Annotated in this window: 15 protein-coding genes and 1 other annotated feature; of the genes, 11 read left to right on the top strand and 4 right to left on the bottom strand. The window is 41.7% G+C overall.

Features of this window, described 5'->3' with window-relative positions:
* Nucleotides 1-115: 115 nt before the first annotated feature.
* Nucleotides 116-799 (top strand): DNA alkylation repair protein, encoded by a 684-nt coding sequence (locus tag NQ503_RS15560; RefSeq protein ID WP_044925131.1) that lies wholly within the window; start codon nt 116-118, stop codon nt 797-799.
* Nucleotides 800-814: 15 nt separating this feature from the next.
* On the opposite strand, the gene NQ503_RS15555 is transcribed toward NQ503_RS15560, so the two are convergent.
* Nucleotides 815-1222, bottom strand: coding sequence for a MerR family transcriptional regulator (locus NQ503_RS15555; RefSeq protein ID WP_005423268.1), 408 nt, complete (start codon nt 1220-1222; stop codon nt 815-817).
* Between the two features lie 138 nt (nt 1223-1360).
* Here NQ503_RS15555 and NQ503_RS15550 point away from each other — a divergent pair, with 138 nt between their 5' ends.
* Nucleotides 1361-2353, top strand: coding sequence for an aldo/keto reductase (locus NQ503_RS15550; protein WP_005423269.1), 993 nt, complete (start codon nt 1361-1363; stop codon nt 2351-2353).
* 193 nt (nt 2354-2546) lie between these two features.
* Nucleotides 2547-2801, top strand: a complete 255-nt coding sequence (gene spoIIID / locus NQ503_RS15545) for a sporulation transcriptional regulator SpoIIID (RefSeq protein ID WP_044925134.1) — start codon at nt 2547-2549, stop codon at nt 2799-2801.
* Between the two features lie 73 nt (nt 2802-2874).
* Here spoIIID and NQ503_RS15540 read toward each other — a convergent pair whose 3' ends face one another.
* A complete protein-coding gene (locus tag NQ503_RS15540) occupies nt 2875-3963 on the bottom strand; it encodes a pyridoxal phosphate-dependent aminotransferase (protein ID WP_117739691.1) in 1089 nt (362 codons plus the stop codon).
* 174 nt (nt 3964-4137) lie between these two features.
* Between NQ503_RS15540 and NQ503_RS15535 the strand changes: the two genes are divergently transcribed.
* From NQ503_RS15535 to NQ503_RS15525, 3 genes are read left to right on the top strand one after another with little or no spacing between them, the layout of a single operon-like run.
* Nucleotides 4138-4389 carry a thioredoxin domain-containing protein gene (locus NQ503_RS15535; protein WP_022388877.1) on the top strand — a complete coding sequence of 84 codons (252 nt, stop codon included), beginning with the start codon at nt 4138-4140 and terminating at the stop codon, nt 4387-4389.
* Between the two features lie 16 nt (nt 4390-4405).
* The gene (locus NQ503_RS15530) at nt 4406-4969 is read left to right on the top strand and encodes a GNAT family N-acetyltransferase (RefSeq protein WP_005423274.1); all 564 of its coding nucleotides are present in this window, start codon (nt 4406-4408) and stop codon (nt 4967-4969) included.
* 43 nt (nt 4970-5012) lie between these two features.
* Nucleotides 5013-5771, top strand: coding sequence for a sulfite exporter TauE/SafE family protein (locus NQ503_RS15525; protein WP_306440960.1), 759 nt, complete (start codon nt 5013-5015; stop codon nt 5769-5771).
* 16 nt (nt 5772-5787) lie between these two features.
* Here the strand turns inward: NQ503_RS15525 and NQ503_RS15520 are convergent, their stop codons facing one another.
* On the bottom strand, nt 5788-7332 hold the full coding sequence (locus NQ503_RS15520; RefSeq protein ID WP_049940381.1) for a CDP-glycerol glycerophosphotransferase family protein: 1545 nt from the start codon (nt 7330-7332) through the stop codon (nt 5788-5790).
* Nucleotides 7333-7515: 183 nt separating this feature from the next.
* On the opposite strand from NQ503_RS15520, the gene NQ503_RS15515 reads away from it, so the two are divergent.
* Nucleotides 7516-8631 carry a hypothetical protein gene (locus NQ503_RS15515; RefSeq protein ID WP_259892862.1) on the top strand — a complete coding sequence of 372 codons (1116 nt, stop codon included), beginning with the start codon at nt 7516-7518 and terminating at the stop codon, nt 8629-8631.
* Between the two features lie 93 nt (nt 8632-8724).
* Here the strand turns inward: NQ503_RS15515 and NQ503_RS15510 are convergent, their stop codons facing one another.
* On the bottom strand, nt 8725-10818 hold the full coding sequence (locus NQ503_RS15510) for a CDP-glycerol glycerophosphotransferase family protein (RefSeq protein ID WP_005423282.1): 2094 nt from the start codon (nt 10816-10818) through the stop codon (nt 8725-8727).
* Nucleotides 10819-11017: 199 nt separating this feature from the next.
* Nucleotides 11018-11151: a sequence feature (ribosomal protein L10 leader region), on the top strand.
* Nucleotides 11152-11191: 40 nt separating this feature from the next.
* On the opposite strand from NQ503_RS15510, the gene rplJ reads away from it, so the two are divergent.
* The 4 genes from rplJ to rpoC all read left to right on the top strand — a co-directional run bounded on the left by rplJ (nt 11192) and on the right by rpoC (nt 19903).
* Nucleotides 11192-11704, top strand: coding sequence for a 50S ribosomal protein L10 (gene rplJ / locus NQ503_RS15505; protein WP_005423283.1), 513 nt, complete (start codon nt 11192-11194; stop codon nt 11702-11704).
* 47 nt (nt 11705-11751) lie between these two features.
* The gene (gene rplL / locus NQ503_RS15500) at nt 11752-12126 is read left to right on the top strand and encodes a 50S ribosomal protein L7/L12 (protein WP_005423287.1); all 375 of its coding nucleotides are present in this window, start codon (nt 11752-11754) and stop codon (nt 12124-12126) included.
* 204 nt (nt 12127-12330) lie between these two features.
* On the top strand, nt 12331-16188 hold the full coding sequence (gene rpoB, locus NQ503_RS15495) for a DNA-directed RNA polymerase subunit beta (RefSeq protein WP_005423288.1): 3858 nt from the start codon (nt 12331-12333) through the stop codon (nt 16186-16188).
* Between the two features lie 16 nt (nt 16189-16204).
* Nucleotides 16205-19903 (top strand): DNA-directed RNA polymerase subunit beta', encoded by a 3699-nt coding sequence (gene rpoC, locus NQ503_RS15490; RefSeq protein ID WP_044925143.1) that lies wholly within the window; start codon nt 16205-16207, stop codon nt 19901-19903.
* Nucleotides 19904-19924: the final 21 nt, after the last annotated feature.

Genomic DNA, 19924 nt, shown 5'->3' with positions numbered 1-19924 from the left:
CGAGAGGCTTTTATTTAAAGGTATAGATATAATTCAAAAAATATGCATGAGGGATTGTACAAAAAGAGCTGTGTGTTATAATTTACAATATACTAATGGAAGACGAGGAGTATTTATGTCCTATATAGAAAATCTGGAAAAGCAGTTGTTTGAGATGCAGGATCTGAAATATCGGGATTTCCACAGTAAATTATTGCCGGGTATTGACAGGGAAACCATTATAGGAATCCGTACACCGATGCTCCGCAAGTTTACAAAAGAATTTGCAGAGACACTGGAAGCAGAACTTTTTCTGAAGGATCTGCCACACCGATATTATGAAGAGAATAATATGCATATGATGATCATAAGCTGGATCAAAGACTATGAGGTGTGCCTGAAAGAAGTGAAAAAACTGCTTCCATATGTAAATAACTGGGCAACCTGTGACCTTCCGGCACCAAAGTGTTTTGCGAAGCATAAAGAAGAGCTGCTTCCGGAAATCAGAAACTGGATCTCATCTGGAGAAACTTATACGATTCGTTATGGAATCGGTATGCTGATGAATCTTTATCTGGAGGAAGATTTCAGACCGGAATATCTGAAGCTGGCAGCAGATATACGGTCTGAAGAATATTATGTAAACATGATGATCGCCTGGTATCTTGCTACGGCCCTTGCAAAGCAATGGGAGGCGACCATTCCGTATATCGAGGAACGACGTCTGCCGGAATGGGTACACCGTAAGACCATTCAGAAGGCGGTGGAGAGCTACCGGATCACACCAGAGCAGAAGGCATATTTAAAGAGTTTCAGATAGAAGGAATAAGTGAAATCAATCCTCATCTACCCAGACTGGCAGAGGAAGATTATTTTCCAGCGCATGTTTGATTTCAGAGTAGTATTCTACTTTGTGATGGACATGTGCTGAATCTTTTTGAAGCTGGATCAGCTTTTCATTTACAATTTGTTCCTGATCTTTTAGAAGAGAGATAATTTTATCAATGTGAGCTGCTTCATCTGCCTCATATATAAAAAATTTTCGAAGCTGTGGGATAGTCATTCCTGTGCGTTTGAAACAGTTGATACATTTAAGACGTTCAACATGTTCATCATTGTATATACGTTGTCCGGAAGAGGATTTGGGTACTTCTGGAAGGAGCTCTTCACTTTCGTAATAACGAAGTGTAGATGATGGTAACTCAAACATTTCGGATATTTCTCTGATCGTATAGTTTTTCATTAGATGCGATACCTCCTGTAAAAAATTAAATGCCGAATCACAAATTTACTTTTATATAAAATTCTTGACTTCAAGTATACTTGAAGTGCTAATCTTTGTAAAGAGAAGTAAATATATTCGTATTGGGAGGAAAAGAATATGTACACTGCGTCTAAAGAAAGATACACAACCATGGAATACGATCATTGTGGAAACAGTGGTCTGATGCTGCCAAAGGTGTCACTGGGATTATGGCATAACTTTGGAGACACCGCAAATTTTGAAAATATGAGAAAGCTTTGTTTTACGGCTTTTGATAGTGGAATCACACAGTTTGACCTGGCAAATAATTATGGTCCGGAACCAGGAAGTGCAGAAAAGAACTTTGGCCGCATTCTGAAAGAAGACCTGGGCGTTTATCGTGATGAGCTGATCATTACAACAAAAGCCGGATATGAGATGTGGGATGGCCCTTATGGGAACTGGGGAAGCCGCAAGTATCTTCTTGCCAGCCTGGATCAGAGTCTGAAACGTATGGGCCTTGATTATGTAGATATTTTTTATCATCACAGAATGGATCCGGATACACCGCTTGAAGAGACCATGGGTGCACTGGCAAGTGCAGTACAGAGCGGCAAGGCAATTTATGTCGGACTTTCCAATTATGATGGAGAGACATTAAAGAAGGCTACTGCAATTCTGAAGGATCTGCATTGTCCGTTTGTCATCAATCAGAACCGTTATTCTATTTTTGATCGAACAGTAGAGAAGAATGGTCTGAAAAAGGCAACTGCTGAGCTGCAAAAGGGTCTGATCACATTCAGCCCGCTTGCACAGGGACAGCTGACTGACCGTTACCTGCATGGAATCCCGGAAGACAGCCGTATCCGTACTGATGGCAGATTCCTTAAAGAAAGTACTTTGGATGAACACAGACTAGATCAGATCCGTAAGCTGAATGAGCTGGCAGCACAGCGAGGAGAAAAGCTTGCAGATATGGCACTTGCATGGCTTCTGCAGCAGAAAGAAGTGACCAGTGTTCTGATCGGCGCATCCAAAACACAGCAGATTCTGGATAATATAAAAGCAATTTCCAGTGCACCGCTCACTGAGGAAGAACTGAAACTGATTGATGAGATCTCATTAAATTGAGGAGCCATCTCCGGAAGAAAAAGCAAAGATGGACAAAGAATACAATATCTGGAAGATTGCCACAATTGTTGCGACGATCATTGCACTTGGAATTTATATTATTCCGGTGCTCTTCTAAGAGATAAATAAGTAAGACATACCACATAAATCCCCCGCATACACTGTAAAAACGGTGTCTTCGGGGGATTTTTCTTTGAAGGATTATATCGAAGAACGTGCAGTGGAGATTGCACATTACATAATAGAAACAAAAGCGACAGTACGACAGACGGCGAAAAAATTTGGGATCAGTAAGAGTACGGTACATAAAGATGTGACAGACCGGCTGATCCAGATCAATCCGGCACTGGCGGGAGAGGCGCGTAAGATTCTGGATGTGAATAAAGAAGAACGTCACATCCGTGGCGGACTTGCTACCCGGGAGAAATATCTGCATATGCATCATTGAAAACAGCAAAATGGGAGATGCTCAGGAACAGTTAAGAATATACGCATAAAAGTATAAAAAAGAAGCAGCTGGATCACAGCTGCTTCAGTATGTCTAACAATCGTGTATTATCTTCAGGCATCATGATGCAGAACCGGACAAATTCTCCGTCCAGGCACTGGAAAGAAGAACAGTCACGAATCATCAGCCCTTTTTTGATGCAGGCTTCAAATACATCTGCGGAAGTCAGGCCTTCTTTCTGGATTTTCAGAAGGATAAAGTTTGCATATGCCGGATAGACCTTGAAGATTGAAAGTTTTTTTAATTCGGTTTCCATCCGGTCACGTTCACCGAGGATCAGCTCACGTGTCCTGCGGAAATAGTCATGGTCAAGGAGCATTTTTTTTCCGGCAAATGCACCAAGACTATTCAGAGACCATGGCGTTTGCTTTTCTCTCATTCGGGCGAGAAATTCTCTGTTTCCTGTAATGCCATAGCCGAGACGCATACCCGGAGCCGCATAAAATTTAGATACACCACGCAGAACCATCAGATTTGTAAATTCTCTGGTCAGAGGAACCGCTGTTACTGCATTGATGTCCGGTGCAAATTCCACGTATGTTTCGTCAATCATGACAAAAATATTTTTTCCAGAACAGAACGCAATCAGCTTTCTCAAATCTTCCTGCATGATCGCAGAAGAAGTCGGATTATTCGGATTACAGATGATCAGGAAATCATAGCCTTTTTCCAGTGTTTTACACAGATCATCCACGTCCAGAGTGAAATTTCGTCCTTCCTGTAGATGATAATATTCCTGTGTGCTTCCGGAGAAAGAAAGTTCTCTTGAATATTCGGAATAAGTCGGTCCGAGGATCAGAGTATGCTTTGGTGCACGCTCTTGGATAAGCAGGGAGATCAACTCGCTGGAGCCATTTCCCGGAAGAATAAATTCTGCCGGAATCTGACAGTATGCAGCAATCGTATTTCGGAGGCTGACATAATCTCTGTCCGGATAAGAAGAAAACAGATCTATATTTTCTGCAATTTCTTTTTTGACAGAAGCAGAAAGACCAAGTGGATTGACGTTTGCTCCGAATTTAACGATATCTTCTTTATTCAAATGATAGTAAGCGCAAATTTTTTCTATATCACTTCCGTGAAAAACCATTTTAGTAGTCATTGGTATACACTCCTTTTTTCGCTATTTACTATAATAAAGCATGGAAGCGATTTTTACAATAGACAACCGACAGGGATGTGTTATACTAAAGAACATGAGTATTTAAAGCAAAGTCGTCGTTAAGACGACTTCGATGTTTAACAGAAATATATGATAAGGACAGGAGAAACAGATATGAAACTGCAGATGGTACAGAATGCGTTAAAACAGAAAAATATCAAATATGAATATACAGAAGAAGATGACTGTGGAAGTCTTGATTTCATGTTCCGTGGACTTCGTTTTCATGTGTGGGAATATCATGATGAAGTCTGGGGTGCAGAAACCAATATTTATGAAGCGGGCAGAAGCCAGGATATCGAGGGCGATTACGAAAAAGAAATTGCTGCAGAGATTCTGTCATGGCCGGATATGATTAATAATTAAACAGGAGACAAATAATATGAAACTGATGAACATTGCCGATGAAGGCGCACAGTATAAATGGCAGCTGTATGACTTATACGATAAGGCGTTTCCAGAGCAGGAAAAAAAGCCACTCCAGGTTATGGAACAGCTGGTTGCTGATGGAAAGATGGAAATGCTTGTGTTGGTCGATGAGGATGAATTTGCAGGTCTGGCGATCAATCTGATCGATGAAGAGCAGAATCGGGCGCTTCTGGACTATTATGCAATCGCACCTGAGAAACGAAATGGTGGTTATGGAAGCAAAGGGCTGGAAGTGCTTCTGGAACGCTTTAAAAATTATAAATATATTTTTGAAATTGAAACACAGAATGAAAAAGCGGAGAATGCAGAAGAACGTAAGAGAAGAAAAGCATTTTATCTGCGAAATGGTCTTAAAGAGACTGGTCTGTTTGTAAATGTTTATGATACAGATTTTGAACTTCTCACGCCGGACGGAGAGTTGACTTTCTGGGAATATGTGGATTTTCTCAGAGAAGTTATGTACGAAGAATATGTGGAAATTCTTCGGCCTACACTGATTGCGATGAAGAAGAAATAATAAATAACAAAAGAAGTTGAGGACAGGGAACGTGGGAGAAAAAGTGATATTAGTTTATCTGGTAGTATGTTTTTTTGTATTTCTGGCAGGATTTGTAGATTCGATTGCCGGCGGTGGGGGACTGATCTCTCTTCCGGCATATATGATCGCCGGATTGCCGGTACATACTGCGATTGCAACAAATAAAATGAGCAGCTTCATGGGGACTTCTGTTGCAACTTACCATTATATGAAAAAGGGCTTTATGAAGTGGAAAATATGTATTCCGGCAATTTTTGGTGCGATTGCCGGGTCCTGGATGGGGTCTCATCTTGCATTACTCATTTCAGACAGAGTTCTCAAAATAGCAATGGTGATCGTTTTGCCGGTAATCTTATTTTATGTTCTCAGAAGCAAAGCACTGCAGGGGAATGACGAAAATACTACAGATGCAGTCAATGGAATGCTGATCTTTAAATGCATTCTGATCGCAGTGGTAATCGGCATTTATGACGGAATTTATGGACCGGGAACAGGCACGTTCCTGATGCTTCTTTTTACAGGATTCTGCCATATGACACTGAATGATGCAGCGGGAACAACGAAGGCAATCAATCTTACAACCAATATTACGGCACTGGTTGTGTTTTTGATCAATGGTAAGGTACTCCTGCCACTGGGAATTGCTGCGGGCTGCTGTAATATGGCAGGAAACTATCTTGGAAGTCACAGTTTTACATCAAATGGTCATAAGATCGTGAAACCGGTCATGATCGTCGTGATCGTAATTTTCTTTATCAAAGTAGTAACAGAATTGGTTTAATAGTGAAAGCCAGGGTTTAATAGCCCTGGCTTTTGATGTATTCGTAGGTTCGCTGACAGTTATTGTGATCGATATAAGCAAAATATTCTTTGCGCATTTCGGCGTATTTCTGTTTTTCCTGAAAGCCGTTTTCAGCATAATCTTTGATCAGATGAACGAGATCTTCCTGCTCTGTGCAACGGTCGCCGAACAGATCTTTTTCCATATTGAGGTAACTTCCATTAGTCCTGTTATAGTCATCCACATCAAATTGATAGAACAGAACGGGTTTTCCCTGATAATAAACATCCCAGCAGGCACTGGAGTAATCCGTGATCATCATGGAACACCGCATGAGAAGCTGGTTCAGAGGCATGGAATCAAAGGAATACAGCTCAATCTGAGAGTCTTCGGAATGGAAAGTGCTGATAAATTCCTGTAGTTTTGGATGAATATAAAACAGCAGTTTCAGTTCATGTGCTTTCAGATAATCCTGAAGTTCCTGATTGCTCAGGAGAGAAGCATAATGTTGATAATAACTGCTCTGTTGGAAAATTTCGTCATTCTGTCCTTCCAGCCAGGAGCGCCAGGTAGGCATGAGTAGGATAACAGGATGCTCCGGGTCTGAAGTATCGTGGAGGCCGTCCCAGCGGGCAAGTCCGGTTACCGGAACTTTATCCGGGTTATATCCCATGCGGTTTACGATAATATTCTTTTCGAATTCTGATGATGCAGTAAAATAATCAACGGAAGACGAAGAGTCAACGCTGAAAAGACTATCAACGTTTTTGAGAGCCAAAACACCATGCTGCAGAAAATATAATTTCTGTTTGTTGAGTGTTCGGGTCACAGGGTTTGGCATAGGCTTCCATGCATAGGCGTGGTGTCTTCCATCCGGAGAGATTAGAAGATCAGCGCACAGCAGATACAGGATATGGCGAAAACTCAAGGCAGGAATGATGTTTTTTCGATATTGCTGCATATAATCCCACTGAGGAGATTTTTTATCCAGTATAAAAAATACATTGTCTTTCTTATTTTTCATACAGTATTCAAAAAAATAAAAACCGTTTTCCTGAGCTGTGATGCAGAATTTCTCATACACAAGCCACATGTGTTTTTCCTTCAGAGAACGACCAAATAGTTTTGCAATACCAAAGGCTGTCAGCTCTTTGATTCTGAAAGTCAGATGATCCTGTTTCTGCCAGCGGCGGCAGCGCAGAAGAAAGCTGTGAGAAGCGCCTCCCATAGGAAAGAAAAGAGTTTCTTCATTTCGCACAAAATGTCTGCCGAGAAGCAGAGAAAGGCGTATGCGGCTAGTGAAAACAGGAGTGTAAGTGTCATTAGAATCCTGGATTGTCAGCTTCCAGTCACCATCATAGTTTTCAAGTTTATCTGTGTTGATTGGACAAACCAGACTTTTTCCAACAGGATAGAAGGCAACTGGATGACAGAAGTTCAGCCAGGCATTCTGAAAGCGAAGCTCACCCTGAAGTGTTTCGGGTTTTTTAGGACAATTCAAAAACAGAAGAATCTGAGAATGTCTGATTTTAATCTTGGTAATAGAAATCTGTTTTTCCATAAAAACTCCTTGAAGAATTTGATAATAATAAAATTATACAGAAGTATACATTTATTTGCAAGGAAATCGCAAATGCTTCTGACTGCACTTCATTGACAAAAACCTTGAGTCTGAGATAGAATGGTTACTGTTCACAGATGTTATGGAATGATGAAAGTATATAAAATCAGGAAGGAAAATGGAATGGAACAAACCATTAAATTTACGAAAAAAAACACGTTGGCGGTGAAGGGAATCGCGATTTCTTTCCTGCTGTGTTATCATTGCTTTTCGCAGACTGCCAGAATGGGTGGGGCAGAAGTGAGTTTTTGGCCGCTTCCACAGAATCTAGCAATGCTGATCAGCTTATGCATGGTGCACTGCGTAGGGATGTTTGCATTTTTATCTGTATATGGGCTGACACTCTCTATGAAGTCAAAATATCCGGAATATGATTTTGATGGTCATACAGCAACTTTGTTTGTTTTAAAAAGATATGTAAAGCTTGTATTAACGTTTTTAGTTCCATTTGTATTTTGTGTGGGCGTGACTTTTGTTACAGATACCTTCCGTTATCCGGCCGGAATGTTTGCTAATATTATCAGTATCATTATGGATTTCTTTGGTGTGGGTCATATGTTTGGGGGCAGAATGCTGGTTAGTACCTGGTGGTATTTGAGCCTTGAGGTGCTGCTGATTTTTTTCCTTCCGGTAGCGCTTCAAATCTACAGAAAATACAGCTGGCTTATTATGATGCTGTTCCTTCTTCCGGGCAGTTTCCTGATAGAAAAGCATGTACATCTGACAAAATATCTTTTTATCGTACCGCTTGCGATATGTTTTGCTGATCAACAGGTCTTTGAGAGACTGAAAAGCTGGAAACCGCTTAAGAGCCAGGCGTTGAGCAAATTTTTAAAATTTGTTGTCAGTACAGGTATGATTCTGGCATTATTGATGCTCTGGAACAGTCGTTGGGCGTTGGAACGTTTTGAATTTATGCTGAATGGTCTTATTCCGGTTGCAATCATTTACTGGGCTTACGAATTTTTGCTGGATATTCCCGGACTTCATCAGTTGCTGGAATTTCTTGGAAAATACTCAGCAACAGTATTCTATATCCATACCTTTATAAGAACATTATGGCTGAGAGATTTTACTTATTCACTTGGACATGCAGCAGTGATCTGGCTGTTCCTGATGGGAAGCAGTATTCTGATTGCAGTATTTCTTGATGTTGTGAAGAAACTCATTCATTACGAAAAAATCTCAAATGCAGTCATAGATGGTTTTATGGCATGGGCCGACAGAACTTTATGGTGAGAATACTACCAAAAATGCAGTATCATAAGAGAGTATAGAAACTCTGCAATATGATGCTGCATTTTGTTTTATAACTGTGAGAGAATTGAATTGTTAAAGCTTTTCCTTAATCTCTTCACAGATATGGCGGCTGTGTTGATTATCCTTGAACTGAAGATATTCGTGACGTTTTAGTTCATACTCTGGTTTCAGACGGAAGTCGTTTAAAACGGTTTCCTTCAGAAGTTCCATAAGCTGCTCCTCGGTTTCGGCACGGTCTCCAAACAGTTCCGTTTTCATATCTATGTAACTGCCGTGAGCTTCGTTATATTTATCAAGGTCAAATTGATAAAACAAAGTTGGTTTATCCTGATATAAGACATCCCAGCATACACTGGAGTAATCTGTGATAAGCATACGGCATCTCATGAGCATTTCATTGACAGCAACTTCTCCAAAAGAGATCAGATGGATACGATCGCTGACTGCCTTAAAGTTATCGGAGTATTCCTGGAATTTAGCATGCAGATAAAAATTGACCTGTAAATCATATTTTTCCAAAAGCTGACTAAAATGACTGGAATTCAAAAGAGCCATATAGTGGCGGAAGTAATCACTTTCCTCAAAATCTTTATCCGGAACGGAATCCAGCCAGCTTCGCCAGGTTGGCATGATCAGTATCTCACGATTTCCGTTAGAAGTATCCTCAAGAACATCCCAACGGGGAAGACCTGTATTGATAACTTCGTCTGGCTCATAGCCAAAATTATCAACGATCGTCTGTTTTTCCTGATTGGTGGATACTACAAAGAGGTCGCAGCCGCCACGCATACCTTTGCTGTAAAAGGCATCAACTCTTTTCAGGGCGATAACGCCGTGCTGAAGAAAGACGAATTTCTTCTTGCGCAGATAGCGGTTGAAAATACTGTGACGACACTGCATTGCATAGGTGTGGTATCTGGAGTCAGAGCTGACAATCAGATCAGCAGCCTGTGTATAGATCATGTGTCGGATGGACATAAAATTGATCACATTCTTTTTGTAAGGATCTACTTTATAATGATCAGGAGAATCTTTTGATATTATATAGTAGATTTTTTTATGCAGATAAGCTTCTTCGTTTTCGTCCATGCAGTGTTTGAAGAAGTAATATCCATTATCCTGAGCCATGGAAGCAAATTTTTCACTAACCAGGCAGATGTGTTTTTTGTTCCAGTAGGATTTTGCGAGGCGATAAAGGAATATTGCAGTAAATTCCTTGAAAACGATATCGAGTCCGTCGTAGTTCCCTTTATTTCGGTAAACAAAAGCAAGTGTTTTCTTTCCGGTATAGTAAGGATAGAAGAAAAATCCATTGTCAGTCTTGTAGGAACCATTGTAAAGGAATTTCTGGAACATACGTTGTTTTGTATCCATTGATATGGAAATGTGGTTTGTCTTGTTGTTGCCCTGGTTGTATAGGAGAACGTTGACATCCCAGTAGAGACTTTTCCAGTCAACTTTATTTAGATCAAGTGAAATCTTTATACGAAGAAGATTTCCGCGTTTGTTGGTGCTTAGAGTGGTGAAGTCGTAAGTAACTGCATCCTCTGCAAGTTTGTTTCTGAAAGACAGCTCGGTTTTTACATATTCATGATACCCGGTTTCCAGGTCGTAACAAATTTTTAATTTGCCGCCGTTCATTTTCAGGCTGCGCAGAGAACAGTAATGAGTCTGGGCCAGATATTTGTTGCGGCTGCAGAGATGAATACAGAGATTATCTTTGGAATCAGCACTGAGTACGCCAATGTACTCTGTTGGGCGGATGGCGGAATCCTCATCAAAATAGATTTCCTCAGTAAAGAGATGAAAGTTGTTCCACGGAGCAGCTTTCTGACTCTTATCCTTTAATAGAAAAAGTTCGGCTTTCTGATCATGGACTCCGAGAATATAAATTCGAAATTCTTTGCTGCGTCTGAACTCAAAATGAGATCTTAAAGAAGAAAGGTTCAGAATCAGTGAGGTATCAGATATGGAAAAGTCCAATGGTGCAGGCTCAGAAAACTCTGTTTCCTTTATTATAATAGAAAGATCTTCGTAATTATCGAAAGAAAAGTCCTTAACTGTCAATATAGCTTTATCCGCTGAAATAGAAGAGACTTCCACAGAAACAGTTCCGTTCGGATTCTTGTGATTCAAAGATGAAAGTGTTTGGTTATCTGGTATCATAATTCCTCCAAGGTAAATAAGTATTGTAATTATATTCTGTTAAACTTTAAAAGGATATACATTTTTAACAAGTAATACAATCATAACATAATCTTAACAAACTTTAAATATTTTCTGTAAAAGTAAATTTACTTTTTGGTTATATTAAAGATGCAGAAAAAGTTAAAAAAGGTATTGACACGCGTGGGAAAGTGTGATAGATTAACATAGAACGCTGCCGAAGACAGTAGGTGCCGAAAGGCATAAGGATTAAAACGCCTACCGAGGACTAAGTATTCTATTTAAGATTACAGAGACCTTACTGTCATGCAGTAAGGTTTTTTTATGTTTTGACGCGGCGGTATATCAAAATCTATAAGGAGGTGTACCATTTATGGCAAAAGTAGAACTGAAACAACCAATCGTAGATGAAATCGCAAACAGCATTAAAGACGCACAGGCAGTAGTACTTGTTAACTACAGTGGTCTTACAGTTGAACAGGATACAATTCTGCGTAAGGAGTTAAGAGAAGCTGGTGTTCAGTATAAAGTATACAAAAACACTATGATGAACCGTGCTTTTGCAGGAACAGCATGTGAAAGCCTTTGCCCACATCTGGAAGGAACAAACGCTCTGGCTATTTCCGCAACAGATGCTACAGCACCGGCAAGAATCCTTGCTAAATATGCAAAACAGTTCCCAGCTCTTGAGCTGATCGCAGGTGTAGTTGAAGGTAACTACAACGATCAGGCTGGAATCCAGGCACTGTCCCAGGTTCCGTCCAGAGAAGAACTTCTTGGAAAACTTCTTGGAAGTATCCAGTCTCCTATCACAAACTTCGCTCGTGTGCTTAATCAGATCGCAGAGGCACAGGGTGGCGCTGATACAGAGGCAGCCGCTGAGTAAATCCCAGCATTATTAAAACAAATCTTAAAAAATGGAGGAAAATTAAAATGGCAAAATTAACAACAGAAGAATTTATTGCAGCAATCAAAGAATTATCTGTATTAGAATTAAATGAACTCGTAAAAGCTTGCGAAGAAGAATTCGGTGTATCCGCAGCAGCAGGTGTTGTAGTAGCAGCAGCTGGAGCAGCTGGAGAAGCAGCTGAAGAAAAAGATGAGTTCGACGTAGAACTTACAGAAGTTGGACCGAACAAAGTAAAAGTTATCAAAGTTGTTCGTGAAGTTACCGGTCTTGGACTGAAAGAAGCTAAAGCAGTAGTTGACGGTGCTCCGAAAGCTCTTAAAGAAGGCGCATCCAAAGCAGAAGCTGAAGACATCAAAACAAAACTTGAAGCAGAAGGCGCTAAGGTTACACTTAAATAATTCTGTTAAAGATGAGAATTGGATGGAGACACCCTGCGGTGTCTCCATATTTTTTTGGATAAATTTACAAAAAACTGGTTGACAGGCAGAGATCGCTATGCTATAGTGAAGAATGCTATATTATGGCAAGGATATGCCTGTTTATCTCAAACCGTAAACAGGAGCATGTTGTAAAATAAATAAAAAAACAGGGGTGAAACGTCAATGGAAAAAAACAGAATTCGTTCTGTAAAAACTGGAAAAAGCATGCGCATGAGCTACCAGAGACAAAAAGAAGTTCTGGAAATGCCGAATTTGATTGAAGTCCAGAAAGATTCCTATAAGTGGTTTCTCGATGAGGGCCTCAAAGAAGTGTTTGATGATATTTCTCCGATCGCGGATTATGGCGGAAAGTTTAGCCTGGAATTCATCGATTTCACGTATGACGCTAAAGATGCAAAATATACCATCGCACAGTGTAAAGAACGTGACGTAACTTACGCGGCACCTTTGAAGGTTCGCGTGCGACTGATCAATAAAGAAACAGAGGAAATCAACGAACACGAGATCTTCATGGGAGATCTTCCGTTAATGACAGAAACAGGTACTTTTGTTATTAATGGCGCTGAGCGTGTTATCGTCAGCCAGTTGGTACGTTCCCCTGGAATTTATTACGCAATTGCACATGATAAACTTGGTAAGAGACTGTTTTCCAGTACTGTTATTCCGAACAGAGGTGCATGGCTGGAATATGAAACAGATTCCAATGATGTATTCTATGTACGTGTGGACAGAACCCGTAAGGTTCCGATCACTGTGCTGATTCGTGCCCTTGGTATCGGCACCAATGCAGAAATCGTAGAATTATTCGGTGAAGAGCCGAAGATCCTTGCAAGTTTTACCAAGGATACATCTACCAATTATCAGGAAGGTCTTCTTGAACTGTATAAGAAGATCCGTCCGGGTGAGCCTCTTGCAGTAGAGAGTGCAGAGAGTCTTATCATGGCTATGTTCTTCGATCCGAGAAGATATGACCTTGCCAAGGTCGGCCGTTATAAATTTAATAAGAAACTTCATTTTAATAAACGTATTGTAGGACATAAGCTCGGAGAAGCTGTTGTTGATCCGTCTACAGGAGAAATCCTTGCAGAGGAAGGCACAAACGTAACAATCGAGCTTGCAGACAAGATTCAGAATGCAGCAGTACCATTTGTATGGATTCAGGGTGAAGAACGTAAGATCAAAGTTCTTTCCAGCATGATGGTTGATATTACAGCTCATGTAGATCTTGACTGTGATCCAAAAGAACTGGGTGTTACAGAATTAGTATACTATCCGGTACTTGAAAAAATCCTGGAAGAAAATGATAATCTCGAAGACATCAAAGCCGCTATCAAGAGAGATATCCATGATCTTATTCCGAAGCATATTACCAAAGAAGATATTTTGGCTTCCATTAACTACAATATGCATCTGGAATATGGCATCGGAAATGATGACGATATCGACCATCTGGGTAACCGTCGTATCCGTTCTGTTGGTGAACTCCTTCAGAATCAGTATCGTATCGGTCTTTCCAGACTGGAAAGAGTTGTACGTGAACGTATGACAACTCAGGACACAGAGAGTATTTCTCCACAGTCCCTGATCAATATCAAACCGGTAACAGCAGCAGTTAAGGAGTTCTTTGGTTCATCTCAGCTGTCACAGTTCATGGATCAGAATAACCCTCTTGGTGAGCTGACACATAAGAGACGTCTTTCTGCACTGGGACCTGGCGGTCTGTCACGAGACAGAGCCGGATTCGAGGTACGAGATGTCCACTATTCTCATTATGGACGTATGTGCCCTGTTGAGACTCCTGAAGGTCCTAACATCGGTCTGATCAACTCCCTTGCATCTTATGCAAGAATCAATGAGTATGGATTTATTGAGGCTCCTTATCGTAAAATCGATAAAACAGATCCGTCAAATCCGATCGTAACAGATGATGTTGTATATATGACAGCTGATGAGGAAGATAACTATCATGTAGCTCAGGCAAATGAGCCATTGGATGAAGAGGGACATTTCCTCCACAAAAACGTATCCGGTCGATTCCGTGAAGAGACTCAGGAATATGAGAAACGTATGTTTGATTACATGGACGTATCACCTAAGATGGTATTTTCTGTAGCGACAGCGCTGATTCCTTTCCTTCAGAACGATGATGCTAACCGTGCGCTGATGGGATCCAACATGCAGCGTCAGGCAGTACCGCTTCTTACAACAGAAGCTCCTGTAGTAGGAACTGGTATGGAAACAAAAGCGGCTGTTGACTCAGGTGTATGCGTTCTGGCTAAGAAGTCCGGTACCGTTCTTCGTTCCACATCTACAGATATCAGTATCAAGAATGATGATGGAACAAAAGATGATTATCATCTTACAAAATTCCTCCGCAGTAACCAGAGTAACTGCTACAACCAGAAGCCGATCGTATTCCAGGGTGAACATGTAGAAGCAGGACAGGTTATCGCAGATGGTCCGTCTACTGCAAATGGTGAGCTTGCTCTTGGTAAGAACCCGCTGATCGGATTCATGACATGGGAAGGTTACAACTATGAGGATGCTGTTCTGTTAAGTGAGAGACTGGTACAGAACGATGTCTATACTTCTGTTCATATTGAAGAATATGAAGCAGAAGCACGTGATACAAAACTTGGACCGGAAGAGATCACAAGAGATGTTCCGGGTGTCGGTGATGACGCACTGAAAGATCTGGATGAGCGTGGTATTATCCGTATCGGTGCAGAGGTTCGTGCCGGCGATATTCTTGTTGGTAAAGTTACTCCTAAGGGAGAAACAGAGCTAACAGCAGAAGAACGTCTTCTGCGTGCAATCTTTGGTGAGAAAGCAAGAGAAGTTCGTGATACTTCCCTTAAAGTTCCTCACGGAGAATATGGTATTATCGTAGATGCCAAAGTATTTACAAGAGAGAATGGCGATGAGCTGTCTCCTGGAGTAAATCAGGCAGTACGTATTTATATTGCTCAGAAACGTAAGATTTCTGTTGGTGACAAGATGGCTGGTCGTCATGGTAACAAGGGTGTTGTTTCCCGTGTACTTCCTGTTGAGGATATGCCATTCCTGCCGAACGGACGTCCACTGGATATCGTACTGAACCCACTGGGTGTACCTTCACGTATGAATATCGGTCAGGTCCTTGAAATCCACTTAAGTCTTGCTGCCAAAGCACTTGGATTCAACGTTTCCACACCGGTATTTGATGGTGCGAGTGAAATTGATATCCAGGATACTCTGGAACTGGCAAATGATTATGTAAATATTGAAGATTTTGAAGAATTCCGTGCAAAATATCAGGATACACTTGCACCTGATGTTATGGAATATCTGGATGAACACAAAGATCACAGAGAATTGTGGAAAGGTGTTCCGATTTCCAGAGATGGTAAAGTACAGCTCCGTGACGGACGTACAGGTGAATACTTCGACGGTCGTGTAACAATCGGACACATGCATTACCTGAAACTGCATCATCTGGTTGATGATAAGATCCATGCGCGTTCTACAGGTCCTTACTCACTTGTTACACAGCAGCCTCTGGGTGGTAAAGCTCAGTTTGGTGGACAGCGTTTCGGTGAGATGGAGGTTTGGGCTCTGGAGGCATATGGTGCTTCGTATACACTGCAGGAAATCCTGACAGTTAAGTCCGATGACGTTGTTGGACGTGTTAAGACTTATGAAGCAATCATCAAGGGCGACAATATTCCTGAACCAGGTATCCCTGAGTCCTTCAAAGTTCTTCTGAAAGAACTTCAGTCTCTGGGTCTGGATGTCAAAGTCCTCAGAGATGACAATACAGAAGTACATCTGCTGGAAACAGTAGATTATGGTGATACAGACCTTCGTTCTGTAATCGAAGGTGACAGCAGACATCACAGAGAAGAAGAGTCCTTCGGAAAACATGGTTACACCAAACAGGAATTCGAAGGTGAAGAACTTGTAGATGTTGAAGAGGATGAGGAAGACGATGATGATTTCATCGACTTCGACGAGTCCTACGATGATGAAGACAACGAGTAGAAAGGGGAAAGAATACATGGCAGAATCAACCACATCAAATGAAACATATCAGCCAATGACTTTCGATGCCATCAAGATTGGACTGGCGTCCCCTGAGAAGATCAGAGAGTGGTCCAGAGGTGAGGTAACGAAACCGGAAACCATCAACTACCGTACTCTGAAACCGGAGAAGGACGGACTTTTCTGTGAAAGAATTTTCGGGCCAAGTAAGGACTGGGAGTGCCATTGTGGTAAATATAAAAAAATCCGTTATAAAGGTGTTGTCTGTGACCGATGCGGTGTAGAAGTTACAAAAGCATCTGTCAGAAGAGAACGTATGGGCCATATCGAGCTTGCTGCTCCGGTATCCCATATCTGGTATTTCAAGGGTATTCCGTCCCGTATGGGACTGATCCTTGATCTGTCGCCGAGAACATTGGAAAAAGTTTTATACTTTGCTAACTATATCGTACTGGATCCGGCTGATTCCGGACTTCAGTACAAGCAGGTACTTACAGAGAAAGAGTATCAGGATGCTCGTGAAGCATATGGATATAATTTCCGTGTAGGTATGGGAGCAGAATCCATTATGGAACTGCTCAAAGCAATTGATCTTGAAAAAGACGCTGCTGAACTGAAAGCTGAACTTGTTGATGCAACCGGACAGAAACGTGCCAGAATCATCAAGAGACTGGAAGTTGTAGAGTCTTTCCGCGAATCAGGAAACCGTCCTGAGTGGATGATCATGACTGCAATCCCGGTTATTCCGCCGGATCTGCGTCCTATGGTACAGCTGGATGGTGGACGTTTTGCAACATCTGACCTGAATGATCTGTACAGAAGAATTATCAACCGTAACAATCGTCTGAAACGTCTTCTGGAGCTGGGGGCGCCGGACATCATCGTCCGCAATGAGAAACGTATGCTTCAGGAAGCTGTAGATGCTCTGATTGATAACGGCCGTCGTGGCCGTCCGGTAACAGGCCCTGGAAACAGAGCTTTGAAATCCCTTTCTGACATGTTGAAAGGTAAATCCGGACGTTTCCGTCAGAACCTGCTCGGTAAACGAGTTGACTACTCCGGACGTTCTGTTATCGTCGTTGGACCGGAACTGAAAATCTATCAGTGTGGTCTTCCGAAAGAAATGGCAATCGAACTGTTCAAACCTTTCGTAATGAAAGAGTTGGTTGCAAACGGAACTTCTCATAACATCAAGAATGCTAAGAAGATGGTTGAAAAACTTCAGCCGGAAGTCTGGGATGTCCTCGAAGATGTTATCAAAGAACATCCGGTTATGCTGAACCGTGCACCTACACTGCATCGTCTGGGTATCCAGGCGTTTGAGCCGATTCTTGTAGAAGGTAAAGCTATCAAGCTTCATCCACTTGTTTGTACTGCGTTCAACGCTGACTTCGATGGTGACCAGATGGCTGTTCATCTTCCACTTTCTCAGGAAGCTCAGGCAGAGTGCCGTTTCCTTCTGCTCTCACCGAACAACCTTCTGAAACCTTCAGATGGTGGACCGGTAGCCGTTCCTTCACAGGATATGGTCCTTGGTATCTACTACCTGACACAGGAGAGACCTGGAAATCCGGGAGAAGGTAAGTTCTTCAAGAGCGTTAATGAAGCAATTCTTGCTTATGAAAATAAGGTTATTACTCTTCAGTCCAGAATTAAGGTTCGTATTACAAAGACAATGCCTGATGGAACAGAAATGACTGGTATTGTAGAGTCTACACTTGGACGTTTCCTGTTTAATGAAATCCTTCCTCAGGATCTTGGATTCGTAGACAGAAGCATTCCGGGTAATGAACTTCTTCTGGAAGTTGATTTCCTGGTTGGTAAGAAACAGCTGAAGAAAATTCTGGAAAAAGTTATTAATACACACGGAGCTACCAAGACAGCAGAAGTTCTTGATTCTATCAAGGCTACAGGTTACAAGTACTCTACACGTGCAGCGATGACCGTATCCATTTCTGATATGACTGTGCCGCCTCAGAAACCTGAGATGATCCAGAATGCGCAGAATATCGTAGACAAAATCACAAAGAACTATAAGCGTGGTCTTATTACTGAAGAAGAGCGTTACAAAGAAGTTGTTGAAACATGGAAGAAGACTGATGATGAGCTTACAAAAGCACTTCTGGATGGTCTTGATAAATATAACAATATCTTCATGATGGCTGACTCCGGTGCCCGTGGTTCTGATAAACAGATCAAACAGCTTGCAGGTATGCGTGGTCTGATGGCCGATACAACTGGTCATACGATCGAGCTTCCTATCAAGTCAAACTTCCGTGAAGGTCTTGAAGTACTGGAATACTTCATGTCTGCACATGGTGCTCGTAAAGGTATGTCCGATACAGCACTTCGTACAGCCGACTCTGGATACCTGACCAGACGAATGGTTGATGTATCTCAGGAACTGATCGTTCGTGAGACAGACTGCTGCGAAAACAGACCGGAAATCTCTGGTATGTATGTCAAAGGCTTCATGGATGGAAAAGAAGAAATCGAAAACCTTCAGGAACGTATCACAGGTCGTTTTGCATGTGAGACTATCACAAATAAAGATGGTGAAGTTCTTGTTAAGGCAAACCATATGATCACCCCAAGACGTGCTGCACGTATCATGAGTGAAGGTGTAAGCAAAACTGGTGGACCGATCGAAGAAGTCAAGATCCGTACAATTCTGACCTGTAAGTGTAAGGTTGGTGTCTGCGCAAAATGTTATGGTGCAAACATGGCAACTGGTGAAGCTGTTCAGGTTGGTGAGGCTGTTGGTATTATTGCTGCGCAGTCTATCGGTGAGCCTGGTACACAGCTGACTATGCGTACATTCCATAGTGGTGGTGTAGCCGGTGGAGATATCACTCAGGGTCTTCCTCGAGTTGAGGAGCTTTTTGAGGCAAGAAAACCGAAAGGTCTTGCTATTATCACAGAAATTCCTGGTGTTGCTGTCATCAACGACACAAAGAAAAAACGTGAGATCATTGTAACAAATCCGGAGAACGGAGATTCCAAGACATATCTGATCCCTTATGGATCTCGTATCAAGATTGCAGACGGACAGGTTCTTGAAGCTGGTGATGAACTTACAGAAGGTAGTGTAAATCCACATGATATCCTGAGAATTAAAGGTGTTCGTGCTGTTCAGGATTACATGATCCGTGAAGTTCAGAGAGTATATCGTCTCCAGGGTGTAGAAATCAGTGATAAGCATATCGAGGTTCTGGTTCGTCAGATGCTGAAGAAGATTCGTATCGAAGACAATGGAGATACAGAATTCCTTCCGGGAACACTTGTAGATGTTCTTGAATTTGAGGAAGTTAATGAAAACCTTGAGAAAGAAGGAAAGAAACCGGCAGAAGGAAAGCAGGTAATGCTTGGTATTACCAAAGCTTCTCTGGCAACAGATTCCTTCCTGTCAGCGGCATCCTTCCAGGAAACAACAAAAGTCCTGACAGAGGCTGCAATCAAAGGTAAGGTTGACCACCTGGTTGGTCTGAAGGAAAACGTTATCATTGGTAAACTGATTCCAGCAGGTACAGGTCTGAAACGTTACAGAGATATCCAGTTGGATACAGGCATGCCGGAAGAGGCACCGACAGTGGATGAAGAAACTGCAGAAAGCCTTCCGGAAGACGAAGAAACGATCACACTGGAAGAAACTGTTGATGCTGCAGACGATGAAATCATCAATGCAGAAGAAAACACTGACGATACAGAGGAATAATTAATTATTATTCACAGACAT

It is taken from the genome of Blautia obeum ATCC 29174 (assembly GCF_025147765.1).
Classification (GTDB): domain Bacteria; phylum Bacillota; class Clostridia; order Lachnospirales; family Lachnospiraceae; genus Blautia_A; species Blautia_A obeum.
Note: the sequence above shows the minus strand (reverse complement) of the source record. Positions and strands in the feature narration are given on the sequence as shown.

What these genes read in the sequence shown, in the direction of transcription:
- NQ503_RS15560 (WP_044925131.1), top strand. Translation starts at nt 116, where the DNA reads ATGTCCTATATAGAAAATCTGGAAAAGCAGTTGTTTGAGATGCAGGAT.
- NQ503_RS15555 (WP_005423268.1), bottom strand. Translation starts at nt 1,222, where the DNA reads ATGAAAAACTATACGATCAGAGAAATATCCGAAATGTTTGAGTTACCA.
- NQ503_RS15550 (WP_005423269.1), top strand. Translation starts at nt 1,361, where the DNA reads ATGTACACTGCGTCTAAAGAAAGATACACAACCATGGAATACGATCAT.
- NQ503_RS15540 (WP_117739691.1), bottom strand. Translation starts at nt 3,963, where the DNA reads ATGACTACTAAAATGGTTTTTCACGGAAGTGATATAGAAAAAATTTGC.
- NQ503_RS15535 (WP_022388877.1), top strand. Translation starts at nt 4,138, where the DNA reads ATGAAACTGCAGATGGTACAGAATGCGTTAAAACAGAAAAATATCAAA.
- NQ503_RS15530 (WP_005423274.1), top strand. Translation starts at nt 4,406, where the DNA reads ATGAAACTGATGAACATTGCCGATGAAGGCGCACAGTATAAATGGCAG.
- NQ503_RS15520 (WP_049940381.1), bottom strand. Translation starts at nt 7,332, where the DNA reads ATGGAAAAACAGATTTCTATTACCAAGATTAAAATCAGACATTCTCAG.
- NQ503_RS15515 (WP_259892862.1), top strand. Translation starts at nt 7,516, where the DNA reads ATGGAACAAACCATTAAATTTACGAAAAAAAACACGTTGGCGGTGAAG.
- NQ503_RS15510 (WP_005423282.1), bottom strand. Translation starts at nt 10,818, where the DNA reads ATGATACCAGATAACCAAACACTTTCATCTTTGAATCACAAGAATCCG.
- rplJ (WP_005423283.1), top strand. Translation starts at nt 11,192, where the DNA reads ATGGCAAAAGTAGAACTGAAACAACCAATCGTAGATGAAATCGCAAAC.
- rplL (WP_005423287.1), top strand. Translation starts at nt 11,752, where the DNA reads ATGGCAAAATTAACAACAGAAGAATTTATTGCAGCAATCAAAGAATTA.
- rpoB (WP_005423288.1), top strand. Translation starts at nt 12,331, where the DNA reads ATGGAAAAAAACAGAATTCGTTCTGTAAAAACTGGAAAAAGCATGCGC.
- rpoC (WP_044925143.1), top strand. Translation starts at nt 16,205, where the DNA reads ATGGCAGAATCAACCACATCAAATGAAACATATCAGCCAATGACTTTC.